The organism is Aeromonas sp. sif2433 (assembly GCF_019218705.1).
Classification (GTDB): Bacteria; Pseudomonadota; Gammaproteobacteria; order Enterobacterales; family Aeromonadaceae; genus Aeromonas; species Aeromonas encheleia.
On the sequence record NZ_JAHUXD010000010.1, the window covers coordinates 1 to 23165 of the forward strand.

The window sequence follows — 23165 nt, forward strand, 5'->3', positions numbered from 1 at the left end:
TGCCCCAGATGGACCGCAGCGCCCAGCAGCTGGCCGATGTGGCCAAGGGTGGCTATGTGCTGAAGGATTGCGCCGGCACGCCGGAGCTGATCCTGATCGCCACCGGTTCCGAAGTGGAGCTGGCCGTAGCCGCCTATGAGCAGCTGACCGCCAAGGGCCGTGCCGTGCGCGTGGTCTCCCTGCCGGCCACCGACGTGTTCGACGCCCAGTCTGCCGAGTACAAAGAGTCCGTCCTGCCGGCTGACGTCACCAAGCGTGTCGCCATCGAGGCGGGTATCGCCGACTACTGGTACAAGTACGTGGGCTTCGGCGGCAAGATCATCGGTATGACCACCTTCGGTGAGTCCGCGCCGGCCGAGCTGCTGTTCAAGGAATTCGGCTTTACCGTGGAAAACGTGGTTGCGACCGCAGAGTCCCTGTAATCGCTGACCATTGGGCCGCCTTGGCCCAATAGCCAGAATGATAAAACGCCCCCCATCGCAAGATGGAGGGCGTTTTTTGCTGCCTATGCTGACTGAGAGGAATCCTCCTCATCGCTGTGCCTCATCAGGAATACGCAGGCATCGGCAACCGTCAGATGATATCCGCCGCTCCTTGGTCCACAAGGAAAAGCCACTGGCTCGACGCCGAGATGGCTCGCCATCTAACACAGAGGGTTGGCATAGTGATGATGCCAACCCTCTGTTATTTATGTTTTTTCATCCGCTCGCTAGAGCAGAGAACGGATTTCAGCCGTTGAGCTTGGCCAGGTCGTTACCACCAGGCATTGGCCTGCACACCGACGACCCAGGTATCATCGCTTTCATTGCCTTCGAAAGTCTGGCTATTGTCGCTCCAGTTGTCGTTGTTGCTGTCGAAGTAGCTCGCGTAGAGGCGCAGCTCCGGCTGGTTACGACCCAGAGACCAGGCCTGGGCGAGTGTGTATTTGGAACCACTGCGGTCATAATCGGAACCATTTTCCGTCTTCTCATCGGAGAAATACCCCATCTCCGCATAGGTACGAGTCCGCTCGGACCAGTGGTAGGCCAGCTTGGCTGAGGCGCCAAACATGCTGGCATCGATCTGATCGTTGTCCCAGGTCTCGATGCTATCGGCCGCCGCATAGTTGATGGCGTGGCTCAGATCCCAATTGCCACTGAGCGGAATGCTGCCATAGTTACGAATCGCATAACCGCTACCACTCTTGATGTTGCCATTGAGTGTATCGGCGGCCCCCATGAGCACCCCCTGCGCCGCCGATCCATCCACGTAGAATTGCAGCACCGTCTTGTTAAAACCGGTGCCCGCCACTGTCTGGTTCAATTCCAGCATGAAGGCATGACCATCGCTGTAATCATGCTCGCCGGCCCCCGGCTCATCCACCTGCTCCGTCGAGGGATCAGCATTCAGGAACTTGTACCCGAGCGCCAGGGTGCCACCCTCCCACAAGGGCAGAGAGTCATAGGTCAATTCCAGGTTGTTGGCATTGATCTGGTGTTTGGCGTGCTGAGTGTCCGTGCCTATCTCATTCTCAAAGTCACGATGCAGCACCGCCACGGAGAAATTGCCCGCTCCGAGACTCATGCGTTCGATACCGGCCCCGACGTTGGTCTGGTTCCAGTAAAAGTAATCGTTCATGTCAATATAATAACCTTTATTATATTGACGAATACCTGCCCAGGAGGTCTCCCCCATCCCCATGAAATTCCGCAATTGCAGGTTCATGTTTTCCCAACCGAATGGGGAGTCATTGCTGACGCTGTCGGAGTCACCATCCCACATGTTGAACATGGTCTGGATATAGACAGACTGCTCGTCCTCCTTAATCAACTCTTTGCCAAAACCAATCTCGGCATAATTATCGAACTCGTTCCCCAAACGACCAATCTTGTTCTTCTGGAAATCAGAGCCACCAATGCTGTTTGAAGCGGAACCATCCGCACCAGTCCCAACCCCGGCACGGAAATAGCCCCAGAAATCAAAGCTTTCAGCAGCAACAGCATTGGTAGCCGCGATAGATAAAGAAGCGGCAACAATATAGCGAATTGAGTTTTTCAAGATACATCCTCGATAGTTATTATATTCGCTGAGCAGGCATGCTCAATTAGCATAAGAAGGGAATAGTCCTTCATGCCATATGAATATGTGTCGGAATAATCCACCATGGGTGGCGGAGTAATAATACCCCTCTAGAAAGAATGATCAGGTGATAATGATCACATTAATGTAATCGTTTACACAGGCGGTCGTTAACTATATTTTTGCAAGTTGGTTTTTATTTTTTCATTCTCATATTTAGGCTGGATTCAGCTTATTATTAAATTCAGCCACCATTAAGTATTGGAATAAATAAAGCGGAGCTCAATGGCTCCGCAATAATAGCTGACAGCACGCAGGGGCTCTATATCAAGCCAAACAAAGGCATCCCTCCCTTTCACCTCCCTCCCGGATATCTCGTCAGCGTGGCGCGGCCAGGGCTCGCCCGGTGCCGGCAGGGATGCCAAACTGCGGCAGGCCGAGGCAATAATCGTCCGTCCAGCTGCCGCTGGCGGAATAGAGGAGGAAGAGTCGCCCCCTTGGTCGTTTTGCACATTCACCCTGCGGCCAGTCGGGCCCTAACGCTGGCCAGATCTGCCGGCGGTGGCGGGCGTGACTCCCCCACGGCCATCCGGGTGCCCGCTCGCCCATTCCCTGATTTCGGTCAACGACGCCCACGGGTCGCACGGGTAATCTGCCTCGCCCCGATCGGCATGGCGCACGCCGTGCCGTCTGCGGGAATGGTTTGGCGCCGGCGCCTAGCGCCGCCGACCCGGGCGGGCTATTTCCAAAACCATGTTCAAATGACATGCTCACCACACGCCATGGCCCGCAGAGCTGAGATGGCCACCCGACAGGAGTCGTTGATATGCAGGATGAGACGGAGGCAGGCAGCATCTCTGCCTACCAGTTCGGCAACTATCGCTTCGATGTGAACAGGCGGGAACTCAGCCTGTGCGCCGATCCGGCCTCTCCCCAGTCCCTGAGCTCGGCCAGGCTCTCCTGCGCCGAGGCCCTGATCCTGGCGTACCTGCTGGATCACCACGACGAGATCTGTGACAAGGAGACCCTGCTCGCCGCCGGCTGGCAGGGACGCCCCATCAGCCCCAACTCCCTGAACGTCGCCATCGCCAACATCAGGCGCCATCTGCTCCCCTCGCCCCGCTGCGCCGAGATCCGAAGCACGGCGCGCAAGGGCTATGCGCTGCACCTTGGCGGCCCGCTGAGCCGCATCGGCGGTAAGCCGGAGCCGGCTGTGCCGCAGCCCGAGCTAGCCGGGTCCCAGGTACCGCCCCAACCGGCGGAGCCGGCGTGGCACTCCCCCTCTGCCCGACCCCTCTGGCAACGCGGCAAGCGGCTCTGGCTGAGCGGCCTCGATCGGCTGCTGCAAACGAGGACCCTGTGCTATGTCAATCTGGCCCTGCTGCTGTGCCTCCTGCTGGCCGCTGGCCTGTTGCGCTTCGAGTGGCTGGGGGTGCGCTGCGAGCAGGCCGCCGGCCACAGCCTCTGCCAGATGGAGGCCAAGGCCAGCCCTGCGGCCATGTCCCCCGGCACCCTGACCCTGATCTCGGGTCACCGGGTGCTGACACTCTCATACCATGAACTGGACAAGGAGTTCTGATGCCCCGGGTGGAACCATGAGACGCACGCTGCGCAATGCCCTGCTGCTGTCACCCCTGCTGCTGCTCTTGCTCTGCGCGGGCGGGCTCGTCATCAACAGCTTCGGCTGCCACTACGACCTGAAGATGTCGGCCAACGGCGTCAACTATCATGGCATCTGTCGCTGGGGCAAGATGACCGTCATCCAGGAGGAGCTGGCCAGCGGAGAGGTGTGGCGCGTCACCGGCTTCCAGCTCACCTTTCTCAATCAGCTGATCTACCTGATCGACAGCCGTACCCAGCTGCACGCCTCCGGCAAGAAGGATTCCTACCTCAACGAATACAACCAGTTGCAGTCGGAATACGCGCTGGTCAACTATGCCTGGGTGCCCCTCACCGAGAACAAGATCGCCCTGTTCCAGCGGGATCCGGTGCACGATGTGGTGATTGCCCAGCGCGATGGCTGGTTCGATCTCTATCGCTGGTGGTTTCCCCCGACACCTATCCTGGCGCCGCCCACCCGAGATCCCTCGCACTGACCCGCACTAGCCTCGGCTAGTCATCCCGGGGCTATGCCATAAGGGACAAGATTGACGCTCAACGGCCAGGCCTGTCACGGCGGATTCAGTCATGTACACTCTTGGAGTGAGTCGTCGATGACGAGACGACCATTCTTCATTGGCTCGCATCAAGAGAAGGGAATCATGGCTAGCAAAAAAAAATCCAAACCTGAACAGCCGGCACTGGCCGAGGAGCTCAAGGCGCTCGGCACCAAGGAGTACGAGAAGGAGCTGCGGCGCCTGCACGTGGAGCTGGTGAAGCTGCAGCAGTGGGTGGTGCACAAGGGGCTCAAGGTGTGCATCGTATTCGAGGGGCGCGACGGCGCCGGCAAGGGCGGCACCATCAAGGCCATCACCGAACGGGTCAGTCCGCGGGTGTTCAGGGTCGTGGCGCTGCCCGCCCCCACCGAGCGGGAGAAGAGCCAGCTCTATATCCAGCGCTACGTCCCCTATCTGCCCGCCGCCGGCGAGGTCGTCATCTTCGATCGCAGCTGGTACAACCGGGCGGGGGTGGAGCGGATCATGGGCTTCTGCACCCCGGAGGCGAGTGACAAGTTCCTGGCCAGCACGCCGCAGATGGAGTGGTCCATGGTCGATTCGGGCATCATACTGCTGAAATACTGGCTGGAGGTGAGCCCGGAGGAGCAGGAGCGCCGGTTGCGGGATCGCATCGACGATGGTCGCAAGACCTGGAAACTCTCGCCGATGGACATCAAGTCATTCGATCGCTGGGATGACTACACCGAGGCGCGGGATGCCATGTTTGTCGCCACCGACACCAGCTGGGCCCCCTGGTTCGTGGCCCGCTCCGAGGACAAGAAGCGGGTGCGGCTCAACATCATCTCCCACCTGCTGACCCATATCCCCTACGAGGAGCTGCCGGCCGAACCGGTCAAGCTGCCCAAGCGCAAGATCGGCAAGGTCAAGCCCACAGACCACCCGTTCCGCTTCATCCCAGAACCCTTCTGATCAGCCGCAAGGGGCGAGCCAAGGCTCACCCCTTGCCCTGTTGATATTGGCGGATCGCCGCCCTGGCGTTGAACAGCATGCGGCTGGCCCCCAGCTGGCTGGCCAGACCGCAGCGGCGCACGTTCTCCAGCACCCCGGGATTGAGCCCGGCCAGCCAGAGGTTGACCCCCCTGGCACGCGCATGCTGCTCCCCCTCCATCAGCATCATCAGCGCCGAGTACTCCACATCCTGCACCCGGCTCATGTCCAGCACCACCACCTCGGGCTGGTGGGTCTCGATCAGCTGGCGGATCTGGGCGGCCACATACTGCACATTGATGAAGAACAGGCGCCCCTCCGGCCGCAGGATCAGCAGGCCCGGGATCGTCTCGTCATCGGGGTGGCGCTCGGCGAGCGGGCGCAGCACATCCTCCCCCGGCTTGCGGCCAATCACATAGACCTGGGGCTGCGCCGTCTGGCTCGCGAGCCCCAGCAGGGAGGCCAGGATCGCTACCACTATCCCCTGCAGGGTGCCAAACAGCAGCACCCCCAGGCAGGCGGTGGCGGCCCAGCGGAACTCCATCATGCGGATCTGCCCTATCTTGCGAAACTCCCCCGGCTGGATGAGGCCCACCGAGTAGACGATGACCACCACCGCCAGGGTGGCGTTCGGCAACCAGGACAGCAGGGGGGCGAGAAAGATCATGGTGGCCAGCGCCATCGCGGCCGTGACGGCGCTGGCCCACTGGCTCAGACCCCCGACCGAGCGGACCACCGCGGTCTGGGAGGTGCCGCCCCCCGCCGGCATGCTGCCGCAGAAGGCGCCGCCCAGGTTGGCAAGACCGGTGGCCACCAGCTCGCGGTTCGGATTGATCTCGGGTTCCCCCTCCCCCACGAAGGCCCGGCCGGCGGCTATGGTCTCGGTGAAGCTCATCAGCGCTATCCCCGCCGCCCCCGGCAGCAGCTGCAGCACCAGCTCCAGATCCGGCATCGTCAGGCTGGGCAGGCCGGTGGGAATGGCCCCGACGATGGCGACACCAGCCTCGTTCAGACCCCAGCCCCACACCAGCGCTATGCCGATGCCCACCCCCAGCAAGGGAGCCGGGGAGTGCGGGAAACGCCACTCCATGAACACCAGCACCACCAGGGTGACGAGGGCGACCCCCAGCGTCAGCCAGGAGGTCTCGGGCAACGCCTGCCCCAGGTGGTAGAGATCCATGAAGAAGTTCTCCTTCTGGATGTGCACCCCGAACAACTTGGGCAGCTGATCGAGGATGATGACCAGCCCGATGCCGCTCTTGAACCCCACCAGCACCGGCAGGGAGATGAAGTTCGCCACGAAGCCGAGCCGCAGCACCGCCGCCAGCATCAGCATGGCCCCCACCAGCAGGGTCAGGGTGGCCGTCACAATGAGCAGCTGGCCGGGATCGCCATCCGGCACCACCACCCCGAGCTGGGTCGCGGTCAGGATCGCCAGCGTGCTGGTGGAGCTGACGCTGAGCACCCGGGAGGAGCCCAGCAGGGCGTAGAGCAACATGGGAACGAAGGCGGTGTAGAGACCGATCGCCACCGGCAGACCGGCCACGGTGGCATAGGCCATGGCCTTGGGCAGCACGACCGCCGATGCCGTAACGCCGGCCAGCAGATCGGACAGGGAGCGCCTTGGCGCCGACGCGGGTGATGACATCTTATCCTCCATGATCGCTGGCCTGATCGGGCCCTGATGTTGCAACCGGCGCTCAAAGAGGCCGTTGCCAACCGACGGCCATAGCCGCTCGCCTGGGCGTGCCGACTATGTCTCGTCATACCATGAAGTGTACGCGCCCCGCCTTGCGCCGGGCTGAATGCCTCGAGATAGGTGACGGGCGCGCCGCAGTAGCCGCCACAACGAAACACGGGACGCTGCGCCAGCAGACATGGCCATCCGTCTCCGACTCTTTGCAACCTCCCTATACTTCAGCGACCATCCCCGCTGGCCCGCCCGGCATCCAGCCATTCGAGAGAGGAGAAGTCCCTTGTTGCGACTGCTTGCACTGCTGCTGATCTGCCTGGTGACCCCGGTACGGGCGCTGACCCTGGTGCCGCTGGTGGACGGGCTGGCCCACCCCTGGGGGCTGGCCTTCCTGCCCGGGGGGGAGCTGCTGATCAGCGAGCGCCCCGGCCGCCTGCTGCGCATCGATGCCAAAGGCCAGCGCCACGTCATCGCCGGCCTGCCGCCCATCGCCAACGCGGGCCAGGGCGGCCTGCTCGATCTCGCCCTGGACCAGGAGGGCTGGCTCTATCTGAGCTACAGCGAGCCCGGCGAGGGGGGCGCCGGCACCGCCGTGGCCAGGGCCCGGCTGCAGAAAGACAGCCTGGTCGACTGGCAACTGCTGCTTCGTCAGGTGCCCAAGGTCGCCGGCGGCGCCCACTTCGGCTCCCGCCTGCTGTTGACCGATGACGGCTACCTCTACATCACCCTGGGGGATCGCTTCACCGAGCGGGAGCGGGCCCAGAGCCTGGACAACCACCTCGGCAAGACGGTGCGCCTGCACCGGGATGGGCGGGTGCCCGTCGACAATCCTTTCGTCAAGGAGCCGGGCGCCCTGCCCGAGATCTGGAGCCTGGGCCATCGCAACATGCAGGGGGCGGCGCTGCGCCCCGGCAGCCAGCAGTTATGGGCCCACGAGCACGGCCCCCAGGGCGGGGACGAGGTCAACCTCATCCTGCCCGGCCACAACTACGGCTGGCCCAAAGTGACCTTCGGCGAGGAGTATGGCGGTGGCAAGATAGGCTCGGGCACGGCGGCGGCGGGCATGGTGCCACCGCTCTGGGTCTGGGTTCCCTCCATCGCCCCCTCGGGCATGACCTTCTATCGGGGCGAGCTGTTCAAGGCATGGCGGGGGGATCTGTTCGTCGGCGCCCTGCGCGGCCAGGCCCTGTTGCGCCTGCGCCTGGCGGGGGACAAGATCCTCTCGGAGGAGCGGCTGCTGACCGATCTGGGGGAAAGGATCCGCACCGTCAAGGAGGGGCCGGACGGTGCCCTTTATCTATTGACCGATGCCGGCAACGGCCGCCTGCTCAAGCTGATCCCCTGACGATGGAAGCTGGGCCGAGCACTAGGGCATCGGCAAGGCGCGCTGAAGAGGCCGCAGCCAAGGGAGGGCCAGTCTGCTAGACTGGCCCTCTTTTTTTATTCATCTTGCAAAGGAGTGTCGGATGTCTGCTGTTTCCTGGTGGGACAAGTCCACCGGACTGGCCCTGGTCACCATACTGCTGTGGGCCTCGCTCGCGGCGCTCACCTCCCGGATCACCAGCGTCTCGCCGCTGGTGCTGGTGGGGCTGGTGCTGTTCTTCTGCGGCGCGGGTGCCCTGCCGTTCTGGCGCCAGTGGCGGGCCCGCCCCGTCACCTGGCTGGTGACCATCACGGCCCTGCTGCTCTACCACCTGCTGCTGTTCATGAGCTTTCGCCACGCCCCCGTGCTGGAGGCGAACCTCATCAACTACCTGTGGCCGCTGTGCATCATTTTGTTCACGCCGCTGCTGCTGCCGGGTCATCCGCTGCATCCGCGTCACCTGCTGGCCGGGGCGCTCGGCCTCGCCGGCTCCGTGCTGGTGATGGTCGATGGCAAGCTGCAGCTGCAGCAGGCTCACCTGACCGGTTACCTGCTGGCGCTCGGCGCCGCCATCGTCTGGGGCGCCTACTCCGTGCTTTCCCGCCGCCTGCCCCCCGCCCCCGCCGTGGTCACGGCCGCCGCCTGCCTGCCCGCCGGGCTGCTGGCGTTGCTGCTCGCCTGGGGGTTGGAGGGGCCGCTACCGCTCGACCAGATCCCGCAGGCAGACTGGCTGCTCATCGTGGGGCTGGCACTCGGCCCCATGGGGGCGGCCTTCGTCACCTGGTACCTGGCGCTGCGAGACGGGGATCCGCGCCGCATCGGCGCGCTGGCCTATCTGACGCCGCTCTTGAGCACCCTGCTGCTGGTCTGGCTCAACGGCGAGCAGCTCACCCCACGCCATCTGCTGGCGGGGACCCTCATCATGGGCGGCGCCCTGCTCGGCCTGCTGGCCCGCGCCTCCAAGGCCGGCAAGGCCCCCGCTCCCCTGTCATAAAAACGCCATCACTCCTGCTTAAGCTCGCGCCATCGCGTGGTTCAAGCAGGAATCTGATGTGAAAATAGCCCATTACGCCACCCTCTCCTCCCTCGTTCTGCTGCTGGTCGCCGGCGTGCAAGCCGCCGCCCTGTTTCATGGCTGGCAGCGACTCCAGCAGACCGAGCAAGCCCAGCGCCAGCACGAGCGCCTGCAGCAACAACTGACCGGCCCGCTGCAGGGCAAGTTGCGCGACTACCTCGACAGCGGCGACCCGCTGCGCCTGGCCGAAGCCCAGGGGATCCGCCAGCAGGCACTCGGCCAGCTGGCGCGGCAGGAGACGTCACCGAGCGCCCCGCTGCGCGCCCTGCTCGAGCGGATGGGCACACGCATCGACGGCGATTACCTGGCGGCGGGCAAGCTCTCCGGCAACCGCGAGTGGCTGCTGCAAAATGCCGAGAACGAGCTGACCGCCCACGTCAAGGCCCTGCTGCGCTATGGCCAGCAGGGGGCGGCTGGGGCGGATCCTGCCAGCGCCGATCGATACCGCCAGGGGGCTGCCGACATACTGGCGAGCCTGCCGGGGCTGGCCCACCTGCGCCAGAACTACATGGCGCAGGCCAGTCCCACGCTGCTGACCGGATTGCAATTCGAGCTGGCCGCCCTGCAAAAACAGGCGGACAACCTGGCCAGGCTGCCGCCGCTCGGGCTGTTTGAGGAGGCGCCGGCCGACGACTTCAGCCTGGGGGAGCCGGTGCGCCATGAGCTTGGTGAGCAGCCGCGCCGCGAGCTGGTCTCCCTGCTCAAGCGCTACCCGCAGGAGCTGGACAACAGCCGCAAGGCGCTGCAGCAGCAACAGGCTGCCCGCCAGAGGGTGCAGCAGGACATCGAGCAGCTGCTGCAGGCCGGCAGCCAGATGGGGGAGCGGCTCGCCACCGCCCGGCAGGACGTGAACCGGGAGCTCGCCACCATCCTCGGCTCCCTGGCGCTCTGCCTGGTAGGGGTGGCCCTGCTGTTTGCGCTGGTGCAACGGCGCTGGCTGGTCAGGCCCCTGCTGCAGCTGCGCGGCGCCTTCCTGCAACTCGATGCCACCGGCGAGGCGCAGCTGCTGCCGGCGGGGCGCGAGCGCAACGAGCTGGGGGACATAGTCGCGAGCTACAACCGCCTGATCCTGCGTCTGCAGCAGGATCAGCAACAGAAGGCGAGCCAGCTGTCGAGCGTCTCCCTGAGCCTGCAGGAGATGGTGGATCAGGTGCAGGAGATCCATCACAGCACCCGCACCACGGAGCAGGTGGTGGACGAGAGCGACAGCATGATGAACGAGCTGAACCAGCTCGCCAGCGAGGTACACCTGGTGGCCGCCGAGATAGCGCAGCACGCCCAGCACAACGAACACTCCATGAGCCAGAGCGAGCGGCTGGTGGGGGGCATGCTGGCCGCCACCGCCCAGACCGGTCTCGCCATCGACGAGAGCAGCGGCGCCCTGGTGCAGCTCAAGCGCTCGGTGGACGACGTGACCGCCATCGTCGATGTCATCGGCCACATCGCCCAGCAGACCAACCTGCTGGCGCTCAATGCCGCCATCGAGGCGGCCCGCGCCGGCGAGCAGGGACGCGGTTTCGCGGTGGTCGCCGACGAGGTTCGCCACCTGTCGGCCGACACTCAGCGCTCCCTCGGCCAGATCACCGAGATCCTGGCTCGCCTCACCCAGGCGGGGGATCAGCTCGCGACCGTGCTGAGCCGCATCACCAGCGAGGCCAGCGGCCAGCGCCAGCAGGCCGAGCAGCTGCGCCAGACCACCCAGACGGTGCGGGAGATGGCGCGCAGCACCGCCGTCATCGCCCTGCAGGGGGCCGACAACGCCAGGAGCCAGGAGCACCGGCTGGCCAGCTTCGCCACCCTGATCGGCCGCATCAGCCAGCACGCCCGCCAGGGCAGCCAGCTCTCGGTGCAGGTGTCGCAACACATTCACCACCAGGCCCAGCAGATCCCCCGCATCCTGGGTCAGGCTTGATCGGGTCATCAGGGTTTGGGTCTATCCCGGCATAGGCCCGGCCAGCCACATCCATCCAGACCTGATTTAAGGCGCCAACCCGAGCCGCGCCCCGTGCGGCTCGGGCCTGCGCTCCCCCTTGCAGCAGGCTTGCTCGCCCATGTCCAAGCCCAGCCCGCACCTCCCATCCGAGCCCGATCCGATCCCCTCGCAAATGGGCGCATAACGACACCCTTCGATCACCTTCTCTCGCCCCCGACGTTCGGCATATCTTTTTTTGTGACACAAAATTATCTGTTACCACCAGGTTAACAAAGAAAGTTCTGCCTTCAGCGCGAGATCCGGGCACGACAACGGGGAATCCCGCGTGATAACGCTGTCATCGCCGCCATGAGAGGGCTGGGAGTGCCCACACCAAGAATCATGATTATTTGCACTCGGTCATATTTTTGAAACTTCGGGGGAACTTTACATTGATATTTCGCACCGCGAACGTACTCTTGGTGGTGTCCGATCGCCAAGGGTCGGTACTCAAAAAATAAAGACTGTAAAGAACAGACTGCCCTTCACCGAGAGGCGCCAAGGCACCCGGGAATGGCGGCACACATAGACAAGTATTTCTTTTTTGCCCTACGGGGTTTTGATTGCAATGCCATTACCGAGCGGCGGGCCTTTGCCTGACTGCCGGACAAAAAAGCTAAGTCCATAAAATCAGGAGCAATACAAAATGGAAAAAGTGATCTTCAAGCGCGCCGCGTTGAGTGCCGCTGTGGTTACGGCGCTGCTCGCCCCCGGAATGGCATTGGCCGCCCAGGACATGATGAGCCCGGAATACGGCAAATCCTACGAGGCCTTCCTCGATGAAGGCAAGCTGACCGGCGGCCTGTTCTACTTCCAGCGTGAGCGTGACCGCGTACAAGCCGGTCCCGGTCAGGATGGCAAGTACCACTCCAACCTGAGCCATGCCACCACCCAAGCCGCCCTGAACTACAACTCCGGTTATGCCTGGGACATGGTGGGTCTGGATGTGGGCGGTTTCGGTGCCTATGACCTGGCCGTTGACGAGAGCAACCCGGTCAACGAAGAGAACGAATTCTCCTTCTGGGGCGACCAGTGGGGTTCAGGTGGTGACGGTGTTCCCGAGAATGGCTTCAGCCTCTCCACCGCCGCCCTGAAACTCAAGTTCATGGATGGCGCCGTGACGGCCAAAGGCGGTTACACCCAGCTGTATGTGCCTGGTGTGATCGGCGTCAACTGGTCCTATCAACCCGGTACCTACCGTGGTGGCCAGATCGAGGGTAACTTCGGCAAGCTCTACCTGACCTACGCCATCGCCGACGAATACAAGGCGCCCTGGTTCAAGAACACCGCCGGCTTCTCCAAGAGCAACCCCTATGCCAGCGATCCCTTCTCCGATGAGAACCAGATCGACTACATCCACGGTCTGGCGGCCCGCTACACCTTCGACAATGGCACCGCCGTCACCGGCTCCTTCGGTCAGGCCGAAGGCTACATGGACAGCTACCACTTCAAGCTGGCCCACAAATTTGACGTACTGGGTGGCCTGAACACCAGCTACCAGTTCTACGGTTCCGACACCGAGAACGAAGACTATGACGGCCTGGCCTGGCAACAAGCCCTGACCGCCAGCTGGGGCGCCGGTCCTTACTCCTTCCGCCTGGAAGGGCTGTACACCAAGGCCGAAGGGGATCTGGGCAACTACCTGCCCCGTCTGACCCGCGGCTACGGCAACTCCCAGGGTGCGAACGAGATCTGGTGGGATTCCCGCTCAGATTGGAACCATAACGAAGAGAAGGCCGTGTTCTTCGGCACCAGCCGCACGCTGGATGATCTGGTCGGTGCTCCTGGTTGGGCCGCCGGTGTCTCCGGTGCCTACGGTTGGGATGCCAACAACGGCGATGGCACCCTCGAGCCGGGCAAGGAGTGGGCCTTCAACTTCGACGTCATGTACACGGTGCAGGATGGCAAGCTGAAGGGCACGCTGTTCAAGCTGCACTACACCGATTACAACAACGAACAGGACGACAAGGGCAGCTGGTACTACCCGAACATGTTCAGCTCCGAGCATGACGTCAAGTTCCACATCATCATGCCGTTCACCATCCTGTAATCAGGACGATGTTCTGCCAGCAAACCGGGCCACTTGGCCCGGTTTTGTTTTTGGTGGCGCTCAGGCTACCATGCACGCTTCGGCCATCTGCTGGCCGCCAATCAGGATGACCCCAATGCCCCACCCCTTCGTGCTTATCACCGGCTGCTCCAGCGGCATCGGCCTCGCCGCCGCCAAGGCGCTCGGTGCCCACGGCTTCACCGTGATCGCCTCCGCCCGCAAGGTCGAGGATGTGGCACAGCTGCGGCAGCAGGGCCTGCTGGCGGTGCAGCTGGATCTGGCGGACACCGCCAGCATAGAGCGGGGGGCGGCAGAGGCACTGGCACTGGCCGGGGGTCGCCTGTACGGGCTGTTCAACAACGGCGCCTACGGCCAGCCCGGCGCGCTGGAAGACCTGCCCACCGAGGCGCTACGCGCCCAGTTCGACACCAATCTGTTTGGCTGGCACCATCTCATTCGTCAGGTGCTGCCGGCCATGCTGGCCGTTGGTGAGGGACGCATAGTGCAGAACAGCTCTGTGCTCGGCCTGGTGGCCATGAAGTATCGCGGCGCCTACAACGCCAGCAAGTTCGCGCTGGAAGGCTACACCGACACCCTGCGCCTCGAACTCGAGGGCAGCGGCGTGCACATCAGCCTGATAGAGCCAGGCCCCATCGACACCCGTTTTCGTGCCAATGCCCGCGACGCCTTCGTGCGCCACATCGATCCGGCCCAGAGCCGCCATCAGGGCGCCTATCGCCAGACCCTGACCCGGCTGGAGAAAGAGGGGTCCACCAGCGGCTTCACCCTGTCGAGCGAGGCCTGCATACCACCGCTGCTGCATGCGCTGCAGAACAAGCGTCCCAAGCATCGCTACCCGGTCACCCTGCCGACCAAGCTGTTCACTGTGCTGCGCCGCCTGCTGCCGAGCCGCTGGCTTGACCGGATCCTCGGCAAGTCGGTGTGATCCCGTGAGCGGCCATGGGCATCAAGCAACCCGGGCCGCCTAACCCGAGGCGCCGACCTGGTTTACCCTCCTCAATAGTGCTGGCCGTCGCTGTAGTAGTGGCTCTTGACGATCGGCAGCACCTGCACCACCACATAGGTCTGCTCCCCCAGCACCGCCTTCAGATGGCGGGTGATGAGTGCCGCGGCGGCATCCTGCAGCTCCTGCGGGCGCTCGAACCAGACCAGCTCCACGAACGGAGAACCCACCTCGCGCTCGCCGTCGCGTACCCGGATGCTGTCGACGCACTCCAGGGTGACAAACTCCGGCTTGCCGCCGGTCAGGGCGCAGAGATCCGCCAGCAAGGGGCGGCTTATCTGCTGCAGGGTGTCGACAGAAACTGCCCGAAAACGAAGGTGCGGCATGGGAAACCTCTTGGCTGTGACAAATGAGGACTTATCATAGGGCTTATTGCTTTGAAGAGAAGCCATCCCCTCACATAAGGTGTCCCATGAGATTTCATCGTACGCTGTTCTCCTTCCTGCTGTGCCTGCTGCTGCCGCTGCAAGCCTTCGCAGATCCGGCCTTCTATCGCATCAGCAAGGGCAGTGAGCAACACTGGTTGCTGGGCTCCATTCATGCGGGCAAGCCCTCGCTCTACCCGCTGCCCGAGCCCGTCGAGCGGGCCTGGCAGCAGAGCCGCGCCCTGGTGATGGAGGTCAACATGACCAGCATCAGCCAGGAGCAGTGGCAGGAGATGGGCTCCATCACCCGACTGGTGGACGGCAAGACGCTCAAGGATCATGTGCCGCCCGAGCTGTATAGACGCACCCTGATCGCCGCCGGCCAGAACGGGCTGACCGAGACCATGCTGGCACCGCTGCGACCCTGGTTTGCGGCCATCACCCTGACCCAGGCGGCGCTGGAGCGCACCGGCTATAGCGGTGAATTCGGGGTGGATCAGCACTTCGCCAAGCGAGCGAGCGAGAGCGGCAAGCCCATCGTCGGCTTCGAGACGCTGCTCGAGCAGCTCGGCTACCTCGCCAGCGTCGGCGACAATCAGACCCTGATGTTGGAGAGCACCCTGGATGAGTTGCCCGAGCTCAAGAGCGGCTTCGATGCGGTGATGACGGCATGGCAGAGCGGCGATCAGGCCACCCTGATCAACCTGTTGAAAGAGGAGATGGCGCCCCCCAAGCTGCAGGCCTGGCTGGAGCAGACCCTGCTGGCGGAGCGCAACCGCAACTGGCTGGCCAAGTGGTCCACCCTGCCGAACGAGAGCTTCATCGTGGTAGGGGCGCTGCATCTTTACGGCGAGCAGGGTCTGCTCGCGCTGCTGGAGCAGCAGGGCTGGCGCATCACGGCGCTCACCGAGCCGGGCAGGGTCGCGACCGCGCCGGCGGCCCAGTGATCCTGGCGGCGTGACGCCATAAGGGACTAGGTTCAGAGCGGCGGCGGCCGCAACTGCGAGGCCGCTCACAGAACCTGTCAGCGGTTAAATAACCAGCAAGGGACTTGATCGAGATCATCTCCTCCCTCCCAAAGAGGTATCTATCATGCCTGTCATCGAAGGATGACAGGAGTGAACGAGATGGAGTTTTGGCTCAACCTGATGTTTGGCAACAGCGTGGGACTGATGTCCATGCTGGTGATTATCGGCACCTTCCTGCTGATCAGCGCCTACGCGGCCTACTTCATCTACAAGGTGATGCACGCCAAGCCGCCCACCGAGGAGCAATAAACCAGCAGGCGAAACGGATCCGCCGCTTGCGGGCAAGCCATGCCAAACGACGCGCCGGCCCGCCATACGAGGTGATGCACACAAAGCCCCGCCAACCGAGGCGCAATGATCCCAGCGGGTGAGCCCGGCCCGCCATTCTAAGCACGATCGAGGCTCGCTATAATGCGCCCTCATTCTCATGCGGAGGGCCTGCCGTGTCCCATGACGACGAACGCTCACTGTTCCTGCAGGAAGTGGCCGACGTGCGGCCACTGTGTAGCGACCACCTCAGGCCCCCAGCGGGCAACCCCACCCCGACCGAGGCACAGCTCGCGCGCCGCCAGGCCGCCAGCGCCGAGCGGCTCACTCTGGATAGCCTCGGCATGGAGGCTGCCCCCATGCTCGATCCCCACGACCTCATCGGCTTCAAGCGCGACGGGGTGCAGGAGGGTGTCTACAAGAAGCTGCGACTCGGCAAATACGAGCTGCAAGGCTGCCTGGATCTGCACCAGAAGACGCTGAGCGAGGCGCGCCAGGCACTGGTGCTGTTCATCCAGGATTGCGAGCAGCGCGACATCCGCTGCCTGCTGATCCTGCACGGCAAGGGGGAGCGCAGCAGCCCGCGCAGCCATGTCAGCGCCTGGCTGCCGCAACTGCCGGCGGTGATGGCCATCCACAGCGCCGAGTGCCGTCACGGCGGCAGCGGCGCGCTCTACGTCCTGCTCAGAAAGAGCGAGCGCAAGCAGGCACAGAACCGCGAACGTCACCAGCAGCGCCTCGGCTAGCCAGCACCTGTCATCTGGTCAGGCATCCTCGGCCAGGGTGGTAAAACGCGCGATGGCAGTGTTAGCATCGAACGGCCCCGATCATGCCAGGTACGGGGTGCATACTCTCAGGGACGATAACAAGGACAATCCCATGTCATACCAAAGGCTTGAACAACATCAGCAACAGCTGCACCGGCTCTCCCATCTCAGCGCCATCTGCGGCTGGGATCGGGCCGCCATGATGCCGGAAGGCGGCAACGAGGCACGCGCCGAGGCCATGGCCGAACTCGGCGTGCTGATCCACCAGAAACGCACCGCCCCCGAGCTGGGCGACTGGATTGCCAAGGCCGAGAGCGAATCGCTTGACGCCACCCAGCAGGCGAACCTGCGGGAGATCAAGCGCCACTGGCAGGATGCGAGCCTGCTGCCGAGTGACCTGGTCGAGGCTTTGTCGCTCGCCGGCAGCAAGTGCGAGCACGCCTGGCGCAGCCAGCGCAAGCACAACGACTGGGCCGGCTTCGCCCCGAATCTCGAGGAGGTGGTGAAGCTGTCGCGGGAAGTGGCACGCCTTCGCGCCGAGGCGCTCGGGGTGCGCCCCTACGACGCCATGCTGGCGCTGTACGAGCCCGGTATGACGAGCGAGCGGCTGGATCAGATCTTCGGCGATCTCACCGGCTGGTTGCCGTCCCTGATCCAGCAAGTGAGCGAGCAACAGAAGCGTGACACCTTGCTGATCCCGCAGGGCCCCTTCCCCGTCGCCACCCAGCAGGCGCTCGGCCAGCAGGTGATGGGCTTGCTCGGCTTTGACTTCGCGCACGGCCGGCTCGACGTCAGCAGCCACCCGTTCTGCGGCGGCGTGCCGACGGATGTGCGCATCACCACGCGCTACAACGAGCAGGAGTTCGTCTCCAGCCTGATGGGCATAGTGCACGAGACGGGCCACGCGCGTTACGAGCAGGGCCTGCCGCGCAACCTGCTCGGCCAGCCAGTCGCCGAGGCGCGCTCCATGGGCATTCACGAGAGCCAGAGCCTGTTCTGCGAGATGCAGCTCGGCCACCATCCCGCGTTCCTGGCGCTGCTGGCGCCGCACATCCGTCAGCACTTCGGCGAGCAGCCGGCGTTGGCACCGGCGAACCTGGCGCGGCTGTACAACCGCGTCGAGCCGGGTCTTATCCGCGTCGATGCGGACGAGGTGACCTACCCCGCGCACGTGATCCTGCGCTACGAGCTGGAGCGCGACCTCATCGAGGGACGCATCGAGGTCGCTGACATCCCGGAGCTGTGGGATGCTAAGATGCAGCAGTGGCTCGGCCTGTCCACCAAGGACAACTACCAGAACGGCTGCATGCAGGACATCCACTGGACGGACGGCTCGTTCGGCTACTTCCCGAGCTACACGCTCGGCGCCATGTATGCGGCGCAGCAGCGCTTCGCACTCGAGAGAGATCTCGGTGACATGGGCGAGCTGATCGCGGCGGGCCGGCTGCCGGAGATCTTCGGCTGGCTCGGCCGCCACATCTGGTCCCAGGGCAGCCAGCACAATACGGATGAGCTGGTGCGCCGCGCGACCGGCACGGCGCTGGATCCGCAGTGGCTGCGCAAGCATCTGGAGCAGCGTTATCTGAAGTAACGGTCAGCAAGCCGCAGGACGAAACGGGGCAGCCAAGGCTGCCCCGTTTCTATTGGTCGTCGCCCGTCACAGCGGATCGGGCGCGGTGAGCGACTCGCGCAGTTGCAGTATATTGCCCTCGGGATCGAACGCATTGCGCAGCACGAAGCCCGGCGCTGACCACTGTTGCGGCAGCAGACCGCCTCCGAGATCCGCGGCCTTCGCCTCGGCCCAGGCGAGGCTCGACACCGTGAAGAACGGCTTGATGGCGCCCTCCTCCCGCAGCCGCGGCGGCACCGCGATCTGGATGCCGCTGGCGATGGCGTCAGGAATGGCGTGCAGCAACAGCTGGATGTCGCGATTCTCCAGCACCACGAAACCTTCATCCTGGCTGAGGATCTCCATCTGCAGCAGGGTGCGGTAGAAGTGGGTCAGCCGTCCGAGATCCTTGGCGTAGATCAGGGCACCGGCGCGGGCGGGTCCTGGCATGGGGTCATCCTTCTTGATGGGGTCAACAGCAGATTCGCATATTTGGCCGCCTGACTCGACCGTTTTCACCTCACCGTCTGCGCGCTCCCGCCCGCAGATCCCGATGAAATTTTATTTTAATCCCTGTCCGTTTCTGGCTAGTCAGGCCGCCCCCTCCCCCTTACTCTCGAAACATGTATCCAGTGCCGAGCCCCATGCCATGAACCCGTTGCCACCGACCGATCCCCATCAGGACGAGATCATCCCCGGCCTCACCCGCGAGCAGTGCCACGCCGCCCGGCTCGCCCGGGATGCGCGCTTCGACGGCCGCTTCTTCACCGGCGTGCTGTCCACCGGCATCTATTGCCGGCCGATCTGCCCGGCCCGGGCGCCGCACGAACACAACGTCCAGTACTTCCGCTTCGCGGCGGCGGCGGAGCAACACGGGCTGCGTCCCTGCCTGCGCTGCCGGCCCGAGTTAGCGCCGTCGCAGGGTGGGGATCTGCCGCCGCTGCTCGCACGCATGTTGAGCCGCATCGAGCGCGGTGAGCTCGGCGAGCATTCGCTCGGCGAATTCGCGGCGCAGGCCGGCATCACGGAGCGCACGCTGCGGCGTCAGTTCGAGCAGCACCTCGGCGCATCGCCGAAGCAGGTGGAGCAGACTCGCCGCCTGCTGCTCGCGAAGCGGCTGTTGACGGAGACCACGCTACCGATCACCGACATCGCGTTTGCGGCGGGCTTTGCGAGCATCCGGCGCTTCAACGATGCGTGGCAACAGGCCTATGGCCTGGCACCGCGCGCATTGCGCCAACGCGAGGGGACGGCGGCTGACGATATGGCGACGGACACGCCGCCGGCGAGCCTCACATTGCAACTGCCGTATCGCCCGCCGTTCGATGTGCAGGCCATGCTCGCGTTCTATCGGCTGCGCGCGATTCCGGGGCTGGAGCGCGTCGAGGGCGATGCGTATGAGCGTCGTCACCGGATCGGCGAGCGGGAGGGGTGGATCCGCATCGAGCCGGGTAAGGGCCACAGCCTGCGGCTGACGCTGCGAGACCTGCCGCCGAGCGCGCTGCCGGATCTGCTGTATCGCGTGCGGCGCATGTGGGATCTCGACGCTGACATGGTGCGCATAGGCGCAAGACTCGCAGAAGATCCGCTGCTCGCACGGCTGCAAGGGCGCTGGCTCGGCGTGCGGCTGCCGGGCGGCTGGGACGAATACGAGGTGATGCTGCGCGCCATCGTCGGTCAGCAGGTGTCGGTCAAGGGCGCCATCACCATTATGGGGCGGCTGGTGGCGCGCACCGAGGCACAATTTGGCGTGACGGCGCTGCCGACTCCGGCGCAGCTGTGCGCGCTCACGCTGGATGGCATCGGCATGCCGGGCAGCCGCATCCGCACGTTGCAGGCGCTGGCCGCCGCGCTCGCGAGCGGGGAGATCACCCTCGCCACCGCGAGCGACGAGGCACTGCTCGCGCTGCCGGGCATAGGCCCCTGGACGGTGTCCTACTGGCGGCTGCGCACCGGGCAGGATCCGGACGCCTTCCCCGCCGCCGATCTCGTGCTGCAGAAGGCGCTCGGGAGCGGCACCAAATTACCGGTCAGGGAGGTCGTGGCGCGCAGCGCGTGCTGGCAGCCCTGGCGCGCCTACGCCGCGAGCTGGTTGTGGCACGCCATGAGCGAGCAGCCCGCGCTGCTCGGCACCCCGGACAATGAACAACCTGAGGAGGTGACATCATGATCCGTTACGATTTGCTGGATACCGCCTGCGGCCAGCTGCTGGTCGCCATCGACGAGCACGGCCTGCGCCACGTGGACTTCGTGGACGGCCTGCGCACGCTGCCGGATCAAGCCGGCTGGCGGCGAGACAGCGAGGCGCTGGCGCCCTATCTTGCACAGTTCAGGGCCTATTTCGCCGGCGAGCTGCAACGCTTCACGCTGCCGCTCGCGGCCCAGGGCACGGCGTTTCAGCGCAGCGTCTGGCAGGCGCTGTGCGACATCCCCTATGGCGAGACGCGCAGCTATGGCGAGATCGCACACGCCATCGGCAAGCCGAGCGCGAGCCGCGCCGTCGGCGCCGCGAACGGCCGCAACCCGCTGTCAATCATAGTGCCCTGCCATCGCGTGATCGGTCAGAATGGCAGCCTGACCGGCTATGCGGGGGGCCTGCCCATCAAGCAGGCGCTGCTGCGCCTCGAGGGGATCCCGATCTGATCCCCGGGCTTTCTCCGCCACTCCCAGGGGCCATCCGGCCCCTGGCCGTTTGCCCATCCAGCATGTACAGCCCAACGACAGGCCGCCCGCCCCCACAAGACAAGGCATTGAAGGCCAAGGAGTTATGCCGAGGCCGCGGGCAAAGGGACAAAAACCCAGCTGCCGGAAGCGCCGCGCAGGGAGCGAATACTTGGCCGCGGCGGGCATCAAAGCGCTGCGCCGACGCGAGTTTGGGCGAATACTTCGAATACCGGAATGACGCTGCGCGTTGCCAACTTGTTGACTGTCGAGATCACGGCGTGTTCCTGGTGATCCGGTCGCGGCCATCGGCTGCGATCCGTTTGAAACGAGGAGGAAACATGTCCACTCCAGTCACCGTCACTCAATTCCAGGTGAGGTCCCACGGCACCCCTGACGAGGTGCGCTCACCCGACAAGACCCGGGTCGAGGTCGTTAAACTCGATGGCTACACCATAGGGCGGTTCAACTTTGCCCCCGGTTGGCGCTGGTCCGAATGCATCAAACCCGTCGTCAAGACGGACCAATGCCAGCTCTCGCACGTGGGTTACGCCGTCTCGGGATCGATCTCGGTCCGCCTGACGGACGGCACCCTCAAGACCATCAGCGCCGGCGAGTCCTACACCATTCCGCCGGGGCACGACGCCTGGGTCGAGGGGGAAGAACCCTTCGTTGGCATCGAGGTGCTCAGCGCCGATCAGTACGCCAAGCCATAGTGTGTCGTCAGCAACTCACCCAGGTTGCGACCGAACCCACCGGTGGGCACTCGCCCACCGGCACAGACAGACCCGCCGCGCCATCTTGTCCATCCCGTCACAGCCCCCTTCACCCCCCCTTTCACCGTGCCCCCAGACTCTATGATTGAGAGGCGGGGTCGAGGGATGGCCTCGCCACGCATCGAACAGACTTTTCTACTCGCAAAGGAGAGAGCAGATGAAATTCATGCATGCAGTCGTCCTCTCGCTATCGGCACTGCTGCTGGTCGGCGCCCCCGTCGGGGCCGCCGGCGAGTCGACCGTGGTGATGAGCAAGGCCGATCTCAAGTGGAAGGACATGGGCAACGGCATCGCCGCCGCCCCGGTGTCGGGTGACATGACGAAGGGGGAGAGCCGGTTCTTCCTGAAATATCCGGTGGGGCTGGTGACGCCGAATCACCATCATGATGCGGATCACTATGTGACGCTGGTGTCGGGCGCCATCACCCTGACGGTGGCGGGCAAGGCATATCACCTCGGCCCCGGCGCCTATTTTGCCCTGACCGACAAGGTGCCGCATGTGGCCAAGGTGGAGGGCAAGGAGCCGGCACTGTTCTTTATCCAGGCGGATGGCCCCTGGAACGTGGTGATGGAAAAATAAGCGTGTGACCTGAGCGGGCGCCCTCTGCTGGCCCGCTCAGGAGACGACAGGGCGTGCCCCTCAGACAGGGGCCGCCCCGACTGCCGACCAGATTGCCCCTTAGAGTGGTATCCGCTCGGCCAGCCAGCCGTGAAAGCCGAGCGCCTGAAAGTAACGCCGCCCCGCCGTAAACCCCGCCTCCCGCAGCAACCCCTGGGTCTGCGCCTCATCCAGCGGGATAAAATCGTCCGCGAGACGCAACACCATCTGCTCGCTGGCCGCTGCCGGCAAGCCGGCGAGGTGCGCCTGCTGCCCCATGACGGCCCGCTCGGACGGGTCTTGCGGCGCCATCAGATCCGCCAGCAGCAGCGGCGCCCCGGGTGTGAGCTGACGGGCGATGGTGGCCAGCAACCCGGCCTTGGCGCCGTGCGCCAGGAAGTGCAGCACCAGCAGACAGAGCGCGCCATCACATGCCAGCCCGGCGGCCGGCAGCTCCCCCTGCCACCACTGCACCCTGGCGCCCATGCCCGCCTGCTCGGCGCGCCGTCTGGCCTGGGCCAGCATGTCCGCCGAGATGTCCTGGGCGACAAACTGCCAGTGAGGGCAGAGCCGGCCCAGGAGCAGCAGCTCGTGGCCTGTGCCCACCCCCACCAGCAGCACCTTGCCACCGGGGTCCAGCCTCGTCATCAGCTGGGCCGCGCTGAGCCGATGCAACAGCTCATAACCGGGCACCAGCAGGGGGATGCGACCGTCATAATCCAGCACCCCCGCCCCTTCGAATCGCTCCGCCATCT

22 protein-coding genes are annotated in these 23165 nt (G+C 64.4%); 17 read left to right on the forward strand and 5 right to left on the reverse strand.

Translation table 11 applies throughout. The features are described 5' to 3' along the window. A partial coding sequence (locus KW825_RS15390) for a transketolase C-terminal domain-containing protein (RefSeq protein WP_305730753.1) occupies positions 1-422 on the forward strand: 422 nt, incomplete at its 5' end. A 331-nt stretch (positions 423-753) separates the two neighbouring features. On the opposite strand, the gene KW825_RS15395 is transcribed toward KW825_RS15390, so the two are convergent. Beyond that, complete coding sequence (locus tag KW825_RS15395) at positions 754-2037, reverse strand: carbohydrate porin (protein ID WP_218329692.1); 1284 nt, start codon at positions 2035-2037, stop codon at positions 754-756. Between the two features lie 847 nt (positions 2038-2884). On the opposite strand from KW825_RS15395, the gene KW825_RS15400 reads away from it, so the two are divergent. From KW825_RS15400 to ppk2, 3 genes are all read left to right on the forward strand, one after another. Continuing rightward, a complete protein-coding gene (locus KW825_RS15400) occupies positions 2885-3637 on the forward strand; it encodes a winged helix-turn-helix domain-containing protein (RefSeq protein WP_218329693.1) in 753 nt (250 codons plus the stop codon). Between the two features lie 16 nt (positions 3638-3653). Next, the gene (locus tag KW825_RS15405; protein ID WP_218291811.1) at positions 3654-4154 is read left to right on the forward strand and encodes a hypothetical protein; all 501 of its coding nucleotides are present in this window, start codon (positions 3654-3656) and stop codon (positions 4152-4154) included. Positions 4155-4319: 165 nt separating this feature from the next. Further along, entirely contained in the window at positions 4320-5144 is an 825-nt protein-coding gene (ppk2, locus tag KW825_RS15410) for a polyphosphate kinase 2 (protein WP_218329694.1), read from the forward strand. A gap of 25 nt (positions 5145-5169) precedes the next feature. Here ppk2 and KW825_RS15415 read toward each other — a convergent pair whose 3' ends face one another. Further along, positions 5170-6810, reverse strand: a complete 1641-nt coding sequence (locus tag KW825_RS15415) for a SulP family inorganic anion transporter (RefSeq protein ID WP_242378833.1) — start codon at positions 6808-6810, stop codon at positions 5170-5172. Positions 6811-7138: 328 nt separating this feature from the next. Between KW825_RS15415 and KW825_RS15420 the strand changes: the two genes are divergently transcribed. The 5 genes from KW825_RS15420 to KW825_RS15440 all read left to right on the forward strand — a co-directional run bounded on the left by KW825_RS15420 (position 7139) and on the right by KW825_RS15440 (position 14261). Continuing rightward, entirely contained in the window at positions 7139-8200 is a 1062-nt protein-coding gene (locus KW825_RS15420; RefSeq protein ID WP_218329695.1) for a PQQ-dependent sugar dehydrogenase, read from the forward strand. 121 nt (positions 8201-8321) lie between these two features. Next, complete coding sequence (locus KW825_RS15425; protein ID WP_218329696.1) at positions 8322-9212, forward strand: DMT family transporter; 891 nt, start codon at positions 8322-8324, stop codon at positions 9210-9212. A 58-nt stretch (positions 9213-9270) separates the two neighbouring features. Continuing rightward, positions 9271-11205 (forward strand): methyl-accepting chemotaxis protein, encoded by a 1935-nt coding sequence (locus KW825_RS15430; RefSeq protein ID WP_218329697.1) that lies wholly within the window; start codon positions 9271-9273, stop codon positions 11203-11205. 706 nt (positions 11206-11911) lie between these two features. Then, complete coding sequence (locus tag KW825_RS15435; protein WP_218291803.1) at positions 11912-13315, forward strand: OprD family outer membrane porin; 1404 nt, start codon at positions 11912-11914, stop codon at positions 13313-13315. Positions 13316-13430: 115 nt separating this feature from the next. Then, positions 13431-14261, forward strand: coding sequence for an SDR family oxidoreductase (locus KW825_RS15440; RefSeq protein ID WP_218329698.1), 831 nt, complete (start codon positions 13431-13433; stop codon positions 14259-14261). 71 nt (positions 14262-14332) lie between these two features. Here the strand turns inward: KW825_RS15440 and KW825_RS15445 are convergent, their stop codons facing one another. Then, entirely contained in the window at positions 14333-14665 is a 333-nt protein-coding gene (locus KW825_RS15445; protein ID WP_042654161.1) for a DUF1904 family protein, read from the reverse strand. Positions 14666-14751: 86 nt separating this feature from the next. Here KW825_RS15445 and KW825_RS15450 point away from each other — a divergent pair, with 86 nt between their 5' ends. From KW825_RS15450 to KW825_RS15465, 4 genes are all read left to right on the forward strand, one after another. After that, entirely contained in the window at positions 14752-15651 is a 900-nt protein-coding gene (locus KW825_RS15450; protein ID WP_218329699.1) for a TraB/GumN family protein, read from the forward strand. Between the two features lie 180 nt (positions 15652-15831). After that, a complete protein-coding gene (locus KW825_RS15455) occupies positions 15832-15981 on the forward strand; it encodes a DUF3149 domain-containing protein (RefSeq protein ID WP_084228384.1) in 150 nt (49 codons plus the stop codon). A 194-nt stretch (positions 15982-16175) separates the two neighbouring features. Next, entirely contained in the window at positions 16176-16745 is a 570-nt protein-coding gene (gene smrA / locus KW825_RS15460) for a DNA endonuclease SmrA (RefSeq protein ID WP_218329700.1), read from the forward strand. 133 nt (positions 16746-16878) lie between these two features. Then, on the forward strand, positions 16879-18357 hold the full coding sequence (locus KW825_RS15465; RefSeq protein ID WP_218329701.1) for a carboxypeptidase M32: 1479 nt from the start codon (positions 16879-16881) through the stop codon (positions 18355-18357). Positions 18358-18423: 66 nt separating this feature from the next. Here KW825_RS15465 and KW825_RS15470 read toward each other — a convergent pair whose 3' ends face one another. Then, positions 18424-18825, reverse strand: a complete 402-nt coding sequence (locus KW825_RS15470) for a glyoxalase/bleomycin resistance/dioxygenase family protein (RefSeq protein WP_042654164.1) — start codon at positions 18823-18825, stop codon at positions 18424-18426. Positions 18826-19024: 199 nt separating this feature from the next. On the opposite strand from KW825_RS15470, the gene KW825_RS15475 reads away from it, so the two are divergent. From KW825_RS15475 to KW825_RS15490, 4 genes are all read left to right on the forward strand, one after another. Continuing rightward, on the forward strand, positions 19025-20545 hold the full coding sequence (locus KW825_RS15475; protein ID WP_218329702.1) for an AlkA N-terminal domain-containing protein: 1521 nt from the start codon (positions 19025-19027) through the stop codon (positions 20543-20545). Continuing rightward, entirely contained in the window at positions 20542-21018 is a 477-nt protein-coding gene (locus tag KW825_RS15480) for a methylated-DNA--[protein]-cysteine S-methyltransferase (protein ID WP_218329703.1), read from the forward strand. Before KW825_RS15475 ends, KW825_RS15480 begins: the two co-directional genes overlap by 4 nt. 359 nt (positions 21019-21377) lie before the next feature. Next, positions 21378-21752, forward strand: a complete 375-nt coding sequence (locus KW825_RS15485) for a cupin domain-containing protein (RefSeq protein ID WP_042654167.1) — start codon at positions 21378-21380, stop codon at positions 21750-21752. A gap of 217 nt (positions 21753-21969) precedes the next feature. After that, positions 21970-22392, forward strand: coding sequence for a cupin domain-containing protein (locus KW825_RS15490; protein ID WP_218329704.1), 423 nt, complete (start codon positions 21970-21972; stop codon positions 22390-22392). Between the two features lie 99 nt (positions 22393-22491). Here KW825_RS15490 and KW825_RS15495 read toward each other — a convergent pair whose 3' ends face one another. Next, complete coding sequence (locus KW825_RS15495; RefSeq protein WP_218329705.1) at positions 22492-23163, reverse strand: class I SAM-dependent methyltransferase; 672 nt, start codon at positions 23161-23163, stop codon at positions 22492-22494. Positions 23164-23165 lie beyond the last annotated feature (2 nt).